The organism is Arthrobacter sp. P1_D4 (assembly GCF_056406115.1).
The window spans coordinates 73,454-86,230 of record NZ_JBFUAU010000001.1; the positions used below are offsets into that span (position 1 = coordinate 73,454).

At 69.5% G+C, this 12,777-nt stretch carries 10 protein-coding genes and 1 tRNA gene; 7 read left to right on the plus strand and 4 right to left on the minus strand.

Going from position 1 to position 12,777, the window contains the following annotated elements; translation table 11 throughout:
• Positions 1 to 86 precede the first annotated feature (86 nt).
• From AC1D0A_RS00345 to AC1D0A_RS00355, 3 genes are all read left to right on the plus strand, one after another.
• Positions 87 to 1,910 (plus strand): ABC transporter ATP-binding protein, encoded by a 1,824-nt coding sequence (locus AC1D0A_RS00345; RefSeq protein ID WP_243181724.1) that lies wholly within the window; start codon positions 87 to 89, stop codon positions 1,908 to 1,910.
• A complete protein-coding gene (locus tag AC1D0A_RS00350; protein ID WP_476944935.1) occupies positions 1,907 to 3,832 on the plus strand; it encodes an ABC transporter ATP-binding protein in 1,926 nt (641 codons plus the stop codon). Before AC1D0A_RS00345 ends, AC1D0A_RS00350 begins: the two co-directional genes overlap by 4 nt.
• A 128-nt stretch (positions 3,833 to 3,960) precedes the next feature.
• Positions 3,961 to 4,037, plus strand: a tRNA-Pro gene (locus AC1D0A_RS00355).
• Between the two features lie 249 nt (positions 4,038 to 4,286).
• Here the strand turns inward: AC1D0A_RS00355 and AC1D0A_RS00360 are convergent.
• Positions 4,287 to 4,505, minus strand: a complete 219-nt coding sequence (locus AC1D0A_RS00360; protein WP_018776166.1) for a hypothetical protein — start codon at positions 4,503 to 4,505, stop codon at positions 4,287 to 4,289.
• 131 nt (positions 4,506 to 4,636) lie between these two features.
• Between AC1D0A_RS00360 and AC1D0A_RS00365 the strand changes: the two genes are divergently transcribed.
• Positions 4,637 to 5,902, plus strand: coding sequence for a helix-turn-helix domain-containing protein (locus tag AC1D0A_RS00365; protein WP_028277680.1), 1,266 nt, complete (start codon positions 4,637 to 4,639; stop codon positions 5,900 to 5,902).
• Positions 5,903 to 5,977: 75 nt separating this feature from the next.
• On the opposite strand, the gene AC1D0A_RS00370 is transcribed toward AC1D0A_RS00365, so the two are convergent.
• Both AC1D0A_RS00370 and purD read right to left on the minus strand, forming a co-directional pair.
• The gene (locus AC1D0A_RS00370; protein ID WP_279294403.1) at positions 5,978 to 6,940 is read right to left on the minus strand and encodes a phosphoribosylaminoimidazolesuccinocarboxamide synthase; all 963 of its coding nucleotides are present in this window, start codon (positions 6,938 to 6,940) and stop codon (positions 5,978 to 5,980) included.
• Between the two features lie 71 nt (positions 6,941 to 7,011).
• Positions 7,012 to 8,322 carry a phosphoribosylamine--glycine ligase gene (gene purD / locus AC1D0A_RS00375; RefSeq protein WP_476855508.1) on the minus strand — a complete coding sequence of 437 codons (1,311 nt, stop codon included), beginning with the start codon at positions 8,320 to 8,322 and terminating at the stop codon, positions 7,012 to 7,014.
• Positions 8,323 to 8,768: 446 nt separating this feature from the next.
• On the opposite strand from purD, the gene AC1D0A_RS00380 reads away from it, so the two are divergent.
• The 3 genes from AC1D0A_RS00380 to AC1D0A_RS00390 are packed head-to-tail and all read left to right on the plus strand — an operon-like array spanning position 8,769 to position 11,829.
• Positions 8,769 to 10,343, plus strand: coding sequence for a molybdopterin-dependent oxidoreductase (locus AC1D0A_RS00380; RefSeq protein WP_476944936.1), 1,575 nt, complete (start codon positions 8,769 to 8,771; stop codon positions 10,341 to 10,343).
• Between the two features lie 36 nt (positions 10,344 to 10,379).
• On the plus strand, positions 10,380 to 11,396 hold the full coding sequence (locus tag AC1D0A_RS00385) for an asparaginase (RefSeq protein WP_079555582.1): 1,017 nt from the start codon (positions 10,380 to 10,382) through the stop codon (positions 11,394 to 11,396).
• A 13-nt stretch (positions 11,397 to 11,409) separates the two neighbouring features.
• Positions 11,410 to 11,829: a sterol carrier family protein gene (locus tag AC1D0A_RS00390; RefSeq protein WP_476944937.1), complete on the plus strand. Its 420-nt coding sequence runs from the start codon at positions 11,410 to 11,412 to the stop codon at positions 11,827 to 11,829.
• A gap of 57 nt (positions 11,830 to 11,886) precedes the next feature.
• Here AC1D0A_RS00390 and AC1D0A_RS00395 read toward each other — a convergent pair whose 3' ends face one another.
• On the minus strand, positions 11,887 to 12,648 hold the full coding sequence (locus AC1D0A_RS00395; RefSeq protein WP_028276138.1) for an SDR family oxidoreductase: 762 nt from the start codon (positions 12,646 to 12,648) through the stop codon (positions 11,887 to 11,889).
• Positions 12,649 to 12,777 lie beyond the last annotated feature (129 nt).

A 12,777-nucleotide genomic window follows, 5' to 3' on the forward strand; every position in this document is an offset into this window, starting at 1 on the left:
TCCCGTCACCCGATGGCCTAGGGTAGTTGCTACAGGAAACTACATTCAACGGTGCGATCTATGCACGGGCGTCTTAAGAAGCAGGCATGGCCAAGCAGAGCTCATTCTTCACCTCCATCAGCCGTCTCTACCCGCACGTCAGGCCAATCCTGCCCCGGCTGGTCATGGGCCTGCTCTGTGCGCTGCTGGCCAGCGTCATGGCACTGGCCATCCCGCAGGTGCTGCGCGTGCTGGTCAACGAGTCCCTGACCCCCGGCGGCAGCGCGGAAGCCGTCTGGACTGCCTCGCTCCTCATCCTGGTCCTGGGCATCGCCGAGGCGGGCCTCGTGGCCCTGCGCCGGCAGTTCGTCATCAATCCCGCCACCACCGTCGAGACCCGGATGCGGGTCTCGCTCTACGGACATCTGCAGGACCTCACGGTTTCCTTCCATGACCGCTGGGGCTCCGGTCAGCTGCTGTCCCGGGCCATGACGGACCTGAACTTCCTGCGCCGCTGGATGGCCTTCGGCGCCATCATGCTGGTGGTCACGACGCTCACCGTGGTGATCGGCGTCGCCGTGATGTTTGCCATGAGCTGGCAGCTGGCCCTGATCTTCCTGGCCGCCGCCGTGCCGATCATGATCTACGGATTCCGCTTCCGCACCCGGTTCAGCAAGGTGGCCCGGCGCAGCCAGGACCAGGCAGGGGACCTCGCCACCACGGTCGAGGAATCCGTGCACGGCATCCGCGTCCTGAAGGCCTTCGGCCGCAGCCGGGAGGCCCTGGAGAACTTCAACGAACAGGCCGAGGAACTCCGCCAGACCGAGATCGCCAAGGCCAAGCACCTGGCCACCTTCAGCCTGGTGGTGACGCTCCTGCCCGAACTCGCGCTCGGGGCCGGCCTCGTCGTCGGCATCCTGCTGGCCTCCACGGACCAGCTCTCCATCGGGTCCCTGGTGGCCTTCTTCGCCACCGCCGCCGTGGTTGCCGCGCCGGTCGAGTTCTGCGGCATGCTGCTGGCGATGGCCCTCACCGCGAAGTCCGCGGTGGACCGGCACTTCGAGGTCATGGACGCGCAGAACACCATCACCAGCCCGGACCAGCCCCGCCGCCCCGCCGGCCTCAAGGGTGCCCTCAGCTTCCGCAATGCCTCGTTCGCGTTCGAGGACGCCCCGGACAAGCCGATCCTCAAGGACATCACCTTGGACATCCGCCCCGGCGAAACCATGGCCCTCGTGGGCATCACGGGCGGCGGCAAGAGCGCCCTGCTCCAGCTGGTCCCCCGCCTCTATGACGTCACCGGCGGTGCCATCACCATCGACGGGGTGGACCTGCGCGAGTTCGCGGTGGAGGACCTGCGCACCGTGGTCTCCGTGGCGTTTGAGGACACCACGCTGTTCTCCAGCTCCGTCCGGGACAACGTCCTGCTCGGCGCGCCCGACGCCGGATCGGCGGAGGGCCGCGACGCGGCCCTGGAGGAAGCCCTCGACGTCGCCCAGGCCCACTTCGCCTACTCCCTGCCGGACGGGGTGGATACCCTGATCGGCGAGGAGGGCCTCAGCCTCTCCGGCGGCCAGCGCCAGCGCATCGCCCTGGCCCGGGCCATCGCCGCGAAACCGGCTGTGCTGGTCCTGGACGACCCGCTCTCGGCGCTGGACGTGAACACCGAGGTCCTCGTCGAGGCCCGGCTGCGCAAAGTCCTCGCGGACACGACCACGCTGATCGTGGCCCACAGGCCTTCCACGGTGGCGCTGGCCGACCGGGTGGCCCTGCTCGAGGACGGCCGGATCGCCGCCGTCGGAACCCATGCGGAGCTGCTCGCCAGGAACAGCCATTACCGCTACGTGATCGCCAGCCTGGACCCGGAACCGCGGGACCTGGATTCAGAATTGTCCGCCCTCGAGGACCAGTCCGAGGAGATTTCCCGATGAGCAGCGCAACGTTCGGCACCGCCAATGAGGACAACGCGCACCTCAGCAGGAACGAAAGCAAGGCCGTCCGGCGGCGCTCCCTGACCCTCCTGGGCTCCCTGATCCGCCCCGTCCGGGCCCGGTTCTGGCTGACGATCGGCGCTGTCGTCCTGTCCCAGGCCGCCCGCGTGGCCGGGCCGGCCCTGATCGCCTTCGGCATCGACCACGCCCTGCCCGCCGTGCGCGCCGGCGACAACCTTCCCCTGGTGCTGACCGGGGCCGCCTACCTTGCAGCGGCCGTCGTGGCGGCCGGCCTGACCGCCCTGTACGTGACCTCGACGGCGCGGCTCAGCCAGGCGATGCTGCTGGACCTCCGCGTCCGGGTCTTCCGCCACACGCAGCGGCTGAGCCTGGAATTCCACGAGAAATACACCTCGGGGCGCATCATCGCCCGGCAGACCTCGGACCTGGAGGCCCTGCGCGAACTCCTGGATTCCGGCGTGAGCTCGCTGGCCTCGGGAATGCTGTTCATGGCGTTTACCGCCGTGACGGTGTTCGCCCTGGACTGGCGCAGCGGCGTGCTGGTGCTGGCCGCCGGCGTGCCGATGTATTTCCTGGCCCGCTGGTACCAGAAGCACTCCCAGATCGCCTTCCGCGAATCCCGGGTGGTCTCGGCCCGGCTGATCGTGCACTTCGTGGAGACCATCACCGGGATCCGCGCCGTGAAGGCCTTCCGGAAGGAACGCGAGAATGCCGCGGGCTACTCCGAACTGTCGGAGGACTACCGCCGCGCGACCGTCCGCTCCATCAACCTCAACGGCATCTTCCAGCCGGGGCTGGTGCTGATTGGGAACGTGTGCGTGGCCCTCGTGCTGCTCACCGGCGGCTTCCGGGTCCTCAGCGGCGACCTGGAGGTCGGCGTGCTCCTGGCCCTGATCCTGTCCGCCAAGCGCTTCTTCCAGCCGGTGGACCAGATGGCCATGTTCTACAACTCCTTCCAAAGCGCCCAGGCGGCCCTGGAAAAGGTCTCGGGCCTGCTCGAGGAGCGGCCCACTGTCAGACCGCCGAAAACACCCGCGGCCCTGTACGACGCGCGGGGCAGCATCGATTTCAACGGCGTCGAATTCCGCTACGGCGACGGCCCGGTGGTCATCCCGAGGCTGGACCTGCACATCCCCGCCGGGCAGACGGTCGCGCTCGTCGGGCAGACCGGCGCCGGCAAATCCACTCTCGCGAAGCTGATTGCCCGCTTCTACGACGTCTCCGCCGGGTCCCTGACCCTCGACGGCGTGGACCTGCGCCAGCTCAGCACCGAGGACCTGCGCCGGAACGTCGTCATGGTCACCCAGGAGGCCTTCCTGTTCAGCGGCTCCGTGGCGGACAACATCGCCCTGGGCCGGCCCGAAGCCTCGCGTGCGGAGATCGAGGGCGCGGCCCGGGCGGTGGGGGCGCACGCCTTCATCATGGAACTGCCGGACGGCTACGACACCGACGTCAACAAGCGCGGCGGCCGTGTCTCCGCCGGGCAGCGCCAGCTGATCAGCTTCGCCCGCGCGTTTCTGGCCCGCCCGGCCGTGCTGATCCTGGACGAGGCAACGTCCTCGCTGGACATCCCGTCGGAGCGCATGGTCCAGCAGGGCCTCGCGGGGCTCCTGCGCGGGACGCGGGAGGCCGGCACCCGGGAGGCAGGCCAGCGGCCGTCCGGTGGACAGGCGGGCGGCGGACAACCCGTTGCAGACCCGGCCCCCGGCCCGGACTCGGCCCCCGGTGCCGGGCGGACGGCGCTGATCATTGCCCACCGGCTCTCCACCGTGGAGACGGCAGACCGGGTACTGGTGGTGCACGACGGACGCGTCGTCGAGGACGGCACCCCGGAGCAACTGATCGGCGACGGCGGCGCCTTCGCCCGGCTCCACGGCGCCTGGAAAGACTCGCTGGTCTGAACAGCGCCTGCCGGGACCGGTCGGCGTCCGGGCCGGAACGACGGCGGGACACGTCCCGGCCGGCGCCCGATTTCACATCCGGGGCCATGATCGGATACTCTTGTGAAGTTGCTTTTGAAGCAACGGATCGGGATGTGGCGCAGCTTGGTAGCGCGCGTCGTTCGGGACGACGAGGTCGCAGGTTCAAATCCTGTCATCCCGACCAAACACAAAGAGGGCCCTCCACACGGAGGGTCCTCTTTTGTATTTCCGACTGTAGGTCCGGCTGCAGGTCCGGCGCGATTTCATGAGCCGGCACCGGCGATCGGCCCGGCCCAGCGCCCTGCCCCCCCGCCTCCGGACACAACGCAGCCCCGGGAGGAAATCTCCCGGGGCTGTGCCGGATATCCGTGCCACAGGCAGCCGGCCGTTGCTGCGCCGGGTCTGCCATATCGGGGCTGTTACATCGGGCTTGTTACATCGGGTCGGGCCAGTTACCGACATTCAGCGAGTGGGTCATGGGGTCGGGCCAGTTGCCCACCGCCTGGGCGGTGCGCATGGGATCGGGCCAGTTGCCGACGGCGGCAACGTCTGAGACATCGGTAAGTGAAGCAGCGGACAGCACGGCCGGGGCCGCGGCGGAGAATGCCAGTGCGCCCGCCAAAACGGCGCCGGCTGCAATCTTCTTCAACATAAGTTTCCTCAATATGGGTTGGGGTTCCTTAACCAAGTCAGCACTACCCTTGTTGACACACATTGTAAAATGGTTTCTACAGAGACTGTCAAGCATTTAGTACAAAGAATGTCCGGAATTAGGAGGTATCCGTGGGGAACGGATTTGGGGAGAAGCTCCGCGCGGAACGGCTCGAACGGGGCCTGACGCAGGCGGAGTTGGGCCGTGACCTTTACTCCCCCAGCTACATTTCTCTGCTGGAAACCGGACGCCGCGAGCCGACCGCCGATGTCATCGAGGAGCTTGCCCGCCGGCTTGAACTGGCCCCCAAAGCGCTCGAGGCCTGGAGCCAGCCGGTGTCCGTCAGCGACGCCGAATACGTGCTCGCGGGACTGTATGCCCGGCAGGCCTGGGACCTCCGGGACTACCCCGTGGCCGCCACCCACGCCGCCGCCGCCGCCAAGATCGCCCTGGAGGCCAGGAACACCAGCGCGTGGTGGAACATGACCTATATGCAGGCCGAGTGCCTGATCAAGCAGGGCCTCTGGCAGGAGTGCAAGGACGTGGTCCAGAATCTCCTGGAGCACCCGATGGCCGCGGAGTCTGCCGGGCTCGGCGTCCGGGCCCAGCAGATGCTCGCCGCAGCCTCGCAGGGCCAGGGGCAGCTGACCGCCGCCGTCGAGCATGCGCAGGAAGCGGTGCGGCTCTGCGCGCAGCTGCCCAAAGGCTCCACCATGATCATCGGTGCCCTCCGCGCCCTGATTGGTGCCCTGGCCGAGAGCGGCCGGCTCGATGAGGCCTGGGAGTACTGCCAGGCCATGAACGACCAGATGGACGACCACTCGATGTCCCAGCTCGCCGGCGAGGTGGCCTGGGTGATCGGCAACGTGGCCTTCATGCGCCACGATTACCCCGAGGGGATCAAGTACCACGAGCGGGCCGGCCGGTTGCTCTCCCCGGCCAACGACATCGACCTGTGGGCCCGGTTCAACAAGGCCTCCGCCGCCGTCCGCCTGTCCTCGGGAATCGTCGAACCCGAGACGCTCTCATCGATCGAGCGCGCCGAACTTGCCCTGTCGATTGTCGGCGGCAACAAGACCGACCAGCTGGAGGTCGCCTTCATCCGGGCCCGCTGGCTCTACCTCACGGGCGACATCGTTGCCGCCGTCCAGAAGCTGCGCGAGATCCATGCCGAGCGGGAGGCGTTGGCCCGGCACACGGCCGGCGAGGTCTCCCTGCTGCTCGGGAAGGCGCTCAAGGCTGCCGGGGAGGCCGCGGAGGCGCTGGTGTACCTCGAGGAAGCCCAGAAGGAGTTCAGCGCGGCGGGCGCCTCGGACCGGGTCCAGCAGGCGCTGGACGCCGTGCTCGAGATCAAGCTCGCCCAGCGCCGGGCCGAGGCCGCTTCCGCGGAAGCCTAGCCCCGGCCTTGCCAGGCGAACGGCCCGGCAAGGCGAACGTCTCGGCTAGGCGAACGGCCGGCCGGCCGGGCTAGATTAGGCGAACGTCCGGCCGGTGAGCTTCTCGTAGGCCTCCACGTAGCGGCTGCGGGTGCGCGCCACGACGTCGGCCGGAAGGACGGGCGGGGGCGTGTCCGAGGCCTTGTCCCAGCCCGACTCCGGCGAGGTCAGCCAGTCGCGCACATACTGCTTGTCATAGGACGGCTGCGCCTGCCCGGGCTGGTACGTGGCCGCATCCCAAAACCGTGAGGAATCCGGGGTCAGCACTTCGTCGCCGAGGGTGATGACACCGGTCGCCGCGTCGAGGCCGAACTCCACCTTGGTGTCCGCCAGGATGATGCCGCGGCCGCGCGCGATTTCCTCGGCCTTGGTATAGATCTTCAGGGTCAGCCTGCTAAGGTCCGCCGCGACGTCCGCACCCACGAGGCCCACGACGGCGTCATAAGTGATGTTCTCGTCGTGCTCGCCCACCTCGGCCTTGGCCGACGGCGTGAAGATCGCCTCCTGCAGCCGTGACCCGTCAACCAGGCCGGCTGGCAGCGGGATGCTGCACACTGTGCCTGACGCGCGGTACTCCGCGAGCCCGGTGCCGGTGAGGTAGCCGCGGGCGATGCATTCGACCGGGAACATGTCCAGCTTCTTGCAGATCATTGCCCGGCCCTCGACGGCGGCGGGGACACCGTCGTCGGCCGTGGAGGCGAGGACGTGGTGCGCGACGTCGAGCTGGTCGAACCACCACAGGCTCAGCTGGGTCAGGATGCGGCCCTTGTCCGGGATCTCGCTGGCCAGGACGTGGTCGAACGCACTGATCCGGTCGCTGGCCACCACCAGGACACAGTCCTGGCCGAAGCGTTCCGCGACGGCCGGATCCGCGGGGACGTAAAGGTCGCGGACCTTGCCGGAGTAGACGTGCCGCCAGCCGGGCAGGTCCTGCGTGGCGGTGTCGAGCCCGCCCTTGGTCACGGTCTCAGGCACGGTCTCAGGCGGGGTCTCAGGCATGGTCTCAGGCGTGGTCTCGGGCTGGGTGCCGGGCTGGGTGCCGGGCGTCGGCGCTGCGGATTCGGTCACGTTCATGCCTTCGCTTTCGACGCGGCCGCGGTTCCCGGCCCGGCTACCCGGATCTGGCCGCGGGCGGCCTTGCCGCCGATGTCAGTGCGGAACTGGCTGCCGTCCAGCTGGACGAGCTCGACGCCGTCGTACGCCCGCTCCCGGGCCTCCACGAGGTCCGTGCCCAGCGCCACCACAGCCAGGACGCGGCCGCCGGCGGAGACGACCTTGCCTTCGCCGTCGAGCTTGGTCCCGGCGTGGATCACGTGGACGCCGTCCAGGGCGTCGACCTTCTTCAGGCCCCGGATGCGGTCGCCCGTCCGCGGGGTGTCGGGGTAGTTTTCGGCGGCCACGACGACGGCGACGGCCGTGTCCTTGGACCAGCGCAGCGGCTGCACCTTGTCCAGCTCGCCCTTGGCCGCGGCCATGAGCAGCCCGCCGAGGGGCGTCTTGAGCCGGGCGAGGACGGCCTGGGTTTCGGGATCGCCGAACCGGACGTTGAATTCGATGACCCGCGTGCCGCGCGAGGTCAGGGCGAGGCCGACGAAGAGGACGCCGACAAACGGGGTGCCGCGGTGCGCCATCTGGTTGACCGTGGGCTGGGCGACGCGGTCGATCACTTCCTGCACGAGGCCTTCGGGGGCCCATTCCAGCGGTGTGTACGCGCCCATGCCGCCGGTGTTGGGGCCCTCGTCGTTGTCGAAGATGCGTTTGAAGTCCTGCGCCGGGGACAGGGCAACGGTGTTGGTGCCGTCGCAAAGGACGAACACGGAGACCTCGGGTCCGTCCAGGAACTCCTCGATCACCACGGTGCCGCCCGCGTCGAAGCAGGTCTGGGCATGCGCGAGGGCCTCGTCGCGGTTGGAGGTGACCACGACGCCCTTGCCGGCCGCGAGCCCGTCGTCCTTGACGACGTACGGGGCGCCGAAGGTATCGAGGGCGTCGGCGGCTTCCCCGGCGTTGGAGGCGACGCGGGCCATTGCGGTGGGCACGCCGGCCTCGGCCATGACTTCCTTGGCGAAGGCCTTGGACGCTTCCAGCTGGGCCGCGGCCTTGCTGGGGCCGAAGACCGGGACGCCGGCGGCGCGGACGGCGTCGGACACGCCGGCGGCGAGGGGCGCCTCCGGACCGACCACCACCAGGTCAACGGTGAGCTTGAGGGCCAGCGCGGCGACGGCGTCGGGATCGTTCGCGTCGATCGCGTATGTGGGGACCAGCGCGCTGATGCCGGCGTTGCCCGGGGCCGCGTGGACCTCGGAAACGTTCGGGTCTGCAAGCAAGGATCGGACAATGGCGTGTTCGCGGCCGCCGGGGCCGATGACAAGTACCTTCACAGTCTCCAAGGGTACGTGGTGCACCCCGAAGGCTCCTAAGCTGTGTCGGCCGCTGGACATGCTCAATTTTCGCCGCGGCGCCTCGGGGGCACCGGGCAATCCGCGGCTCGGCGGCGCCGGGCACCGGGGCCACCCGCGGGATATGCCCAGTCCCGGCCACGTCCAATGGGCACAATGCCACCATGCCCATGCCCGGGTCCCAGGGCTGGACATGTCCCGTGGTGCCGGAAATCATGCCCACGCCCGGGCCCCAGGGCTGGACATGTCCCGTGGTGCCGGAGAACATGCCCACGCCCGGGCCCCAAGGCTGGGCATGTCCCGGGGACCGCGGGGTATGTCCACGCCAGGGTCCGGCAGGAGGGCAGGCCCACGCCCCGGAGCCAAGCCCGGCGCCGGACAATCCGCGGGGCGCACGGCTACGAATGGCATGTATGAACAAACCCAGCATGAAGCCCAGCAAGCGGTCGCGCGGCGCCACAGCCCTGGCCGCGGTGGCCGGAGTGGCTGCGGCCGCCATCGTCCTGTCCGTCGCGGAACTGATCGGGGCGTTCTTCACCACACGGGCGACACCCCTGATTGCGCTGGGATCGACGTTCATCGACTTCACGCCGCTGTGGATGAAGAACTTCGCCGTTGAAACGTTCGGCACCAACGACAAGGCCGCATTGTTCGTCGGCATGGCGGTCACGATCCTGCTCCTGGCGTGCGTGCTCGGCATCGTGGCGTACCGGAAATGGGCCCTGGGTGTGGCCGGGGTGGTGCTGATGGGCGCCGTGATCGTCGGCAGCGTGGTGACGCGGGCCAGCGTCAAGCCGGTCGATGCCATTCCCTCCCTGATCGGCACCGTCGCCGGGCTGGTGGTGCTGCGGCTCCTGATCACCCGGCTGTGGCGGATGCAGGAATGGCCGGACCGGGCCGCCGACGTCGCCGCGAAGGAACCGGAGCGCCCGGCGACCACGCGGCGCGGGTTCTTCGCCGCCGCCGGCATCACCGCGGCCGCCTCGGCTGTTGCCGCCACCGGCGGCCGCCTGCTGAGCGCGGCCCGCAGCAACGTGGCCGCGGCCCGCGAGTCGCTGCAGCTGCCCGCGCCCGCCAAGGCCGCCGCCGCGGTCCCGGCCGGGGTCCAGTCCAAGGCGCCCGGCGTCACGCCGTGGCTGACCCCGAACAAGGACTTCTACCGGATCGACACGGCGCTGAGCGTGCCGGAGATCAACGTCCAGGACTGGGAACTGCGCATCCACGGCCTCGTGGAACAAGAGGTCCGGCTTACCTTCCAGGACCTGCTCGACGCCCAGCTCATCGAATCCCATGTGTCCCTGACCTGCGTGTCCAACCCGGTCGGCGGCAACCTGGCCGGCAACGCCAAATGGCTGGGCATGCCCATCCGCGACGCCCTGAAGCTGGCCCGCCCCACACAGGGCGCGGACATGGTGCTCTCCACCTCGGCTGACGGCTTCAGCGCCTCCACGCCCCTGGAGGTCCTCCAGGACGACCGCGACGCGATGCTGGCGATCGGCATGAACGGCGAGGCGCTCCCGCTCGAGCACGGCTACCCGGTGCGGATGGTGGTTCCCGGCCTGTATGGCTTCGTCTCCGCAACCAAGTGGGTGGTGGACCTGGAGGTGACCCGGTTCGCGGACAGCAAGGCGTACTGGACCCAGCGCGGCTGGTCCGAACGCGGCCCGATCAAGACCATGGCGCGGGTCGAGGTGCCCAAGTCCTTCGCCAAGGTCCCTGCCGGAAAGATCGCCATCGGCGGCACCGCGTGGGCCCAGACCCGCGGGATCACCAAGGTCGAGGTGCAGATCGACAGCGGGCCCTGGACCGAGGCGGTACTCTCCGCCGAGGCCTCCCTCATCACGTGGCGGCAGTGGTCCCTGGACTGGGATGCCACGCCGGGCCCGCACTACATCAAGGTGCGCGCCACGGACGGCAAGGGCGAGGTCCAGACGGACAAGCGAGCGGATCCGGTCCCGGACGGCGCCGCCGGCTGGCAGTCGGTGATGGTGACCGTGGAATAACCGGGGTATCAGCACCGGGCACCATAGACTTGCAGCATGGCTTTGAACCCGCATGCAACATTCACAGTCGACTCCGCCGTCGAACTGGCAGTCATCGAACGCAGCGGCTTCGTGGAGTCCCGCCACATCGGCTCGGCCGTGGTGCTGGCCGCGGACGGGACGGTAGTGATCGAGCTCGGCGATGTGAACGCCCCGATCTTTGCCCGGTCCACGCTCAAACCGTTGCAGGCCCTGGCCTCGATGCAGTCCGGCGTGCCCCTGCGGGGCGCCCAGGTGGCCATCGCGTGCGGCAGCCACGTCGGATCCCTGGACCACATGGACGTGGTCGAGGGCATGCTCAAGGCGGCCGGGGCCAAGGAAGACCAGCTGCAGTGCCCGGCCGACTGGCCCCAGGATGAGACGGCCCGGAACTGGCTCGTGCAGACCGAGCGCGGCAAGTCCCGGCTGGCCTTCAACTGTTCGGGCAAACACGCCGCGTTCCTTTGGGCGTGCACGGAGAACGGCTGGGACAAGAACAGCTACCTCGAACCCAACCACCCGCTGCAGCAGCGCATCCGCTCCGTGATCGAGGAGTACTGCGGCGAACGCATCACCCACCTGGGCATCGACGGCTGCGGCGCGCCGGTTGCCGCCGTCTCCCTGATCGGCCTGGCCCGGGCCTACTCGAAGCTGGCCAAGGCCCCGGGCGACAAGAACTCGAACGCGCGGGCAGCCACCATTGCCACGTCCATGCTGGACTACCCGTGGGCCGTCCAGGGGCGCGGGCAGGCCAACACGATCGTCATGGACGAACTCGGCATCCTGGCCAAGATCGGCGCCGAGGGCGTCCTGGTCATGGCCACCCGCCAGGGCGTCTCGGTTGCCATCAAGATGCTCGACGGCAACATCCGGGCCACTACGCTGGTAGGCCTGACGCTCCTCGCGGCCTCCGGTGCCGTCGAAATCCCTGAAGTGTCCAGCGTCCTGGACAAGGTGGTGGACCCGGTACTGGGCGGGGGACGCCCGGTGGGCAAGATCCGGCTCGGGCGGGCCGTCGCAGCGCTGCTGGACTAGGAGACTCGGGAAAGTGGCTGTATCGCGCCGTCGAATCGCTGTGGACGAGGGCCGCGCSGCCCTCGCCGCGTGGCAGGAAGCCACGGCGACCGCACCGGGCCCGAACGTGCCGGCCGCCGGAGTCACGGGCTCTGGACGACCCGGCGCCGTCCCGCGCACCACGATCGCGACGGCAGTGCGCTACTGCCTGGAGGAAGTCACCGCGCGGGCGCCCGGGAACTCCGTGGAGGTGCGCGTCCCGCCATTCGGCGTCACCCAGTGTGTCGAGGGCCCGCGGCACACGCGCGGCACCCCGCCAAACGTCATCGAGTGCGACGCCGACACCTGGCTGGCGATGGTCAGCGGACGGTTGAGCTGGGCCGACGCCGTCGCCGCCGGCCGTGTTGCCGCCTCGGGACTGCGCGCGGACCTGTCCGCCCTCCTGCCCCTCTAGGTCCCCCGGCGGCGTCCCGCAGGACCCACCAGCCGGGCCCGCGCCCCCAGCCGCGCCTTAGCCGCGCCCCATGAACGGCATGCCCGCAGCTGTCACCACGAGGGATCCCACGTTGGCCGACGCCGGCATCCCGGCCATCAGCAGCACGGCCCGGGCGGCATCCTGCACCGCAAAGGTCGGCTCGGCCCGCAGGCTGCCGTCCGCCTGGGCCGCCCCGGTACCGACGCCAATCTCCTCCATGAGCTCCGTCGCCGCGTTGCCGATATCGATTTGTCCGCAGCTGATGCCGAAGCCCCGCCCGTCCAGGTCAATGCTTTTGGTCAGCCCCGTGATGGCGTGCTTGGTCACCGTGTAGGCCACCGTCCGCGGCCGCGGCGAATGCGCCGCGACCGAACCGTTGTTGATGATCCGCCCGCCCTGGGGCGACTGGGCCTTCATGGCCCGGACGGCGGCAGCGGCGCAGAGAAGGGACCCTGTGAGGTTCACGGCGAGGGTCGCGTCCCAGTCCTCCACGGTGATCTCGTCCACCGCGGCGGCGGGGCCGAACACGCCGGCGTTGTTGAAGAGCACGTCCACGCGCTCCCACTGCCCCAGCGCGGCGGCGAAAAGCCGTTCGACGTCGGCGGGGACGGTGACATCGCACGGGACCGCGAGCGCCTGGCGGTGGCCGGCCGCGGTCTCGCGGAGCGTTTCTTCCCGCCGCCCCGCCAGGACCACCCGGTATCCCTCGGCCAGCATGAGCCTGGCCACTGCGCGGCCGATGCCGGAACCGGCTCCGGTGACGACGGCGACCCTTCCGGGGGTGTGGTGCTGGCTCATGAGGTCCTCCTCGACGGTTACGCGCTGCCCGGCCAGCGTACCGCCGAGACGGCACATCACGGCAGTGTTTCGCGCCCGGACTGCCGCGAAATGTGTTGTCTGCGGCGGCGGCAGAGCGGCGGGAGGCGC

What these genes read in the sequence shown, in the direction of transcription:
- AC1D0A_RS00345 (WP_243181724.1), top strand. Translation starts at nt 87, where the DNA reads ATGGCCAAGCAGAGCTCATTCTTCACCTCCATCAGCCGTCTCTACCCG.
- AC1D0A_RS00350 (WP_476944935.1), top strand. Translation starts at nt 1,907, where the DNA reads ATGAGCAGCGCAACGTTCGGCACCGCCAATGAGGACAACGCGCACCTC.
- AC1D0A_RS00360 (WP_018776166.1), bottom strand. Translation starts at nt 4,505, where the DNA reads ATGTTGAAGAAGATTGCAGCCGGCGCCGTTTTGGCGGGCGCACTGGCA.
- AC1D0A_RS00370 (WP_279294403.1), bottom strand. Translation starts at nt 6,940, where the DNA reads ATGCCTGAGACCCCGCCTGAGACCGTGCCTGAGACCGTGACCAAGGGC.
- AC1D0A_RS00380 (WP_476944936.1), top strand. Translation starts at nt 8,769, where the DNA reads ATGAAGCCCAGCAAGCGGTCGCGCGGCGCCACAGCCCTGGCCGCGGTG.
- AC1D0A_RS00385 (WP_079555582.1), top strand. Translation starts at nt 10,380, where the DNA reads ATGGCTTTGAACCCGCATGCAACATTCACAGTCGACTCCGCCGTCGAA.
- AC1D0A_RS00395 (WP_028276138.1), bottom strand. Translation starts at nt 12,648, where the DNA reads ATGAGCCAGCACCACACCCCCGGAAGGGTCGCCGTCGTCACCGGAGCC.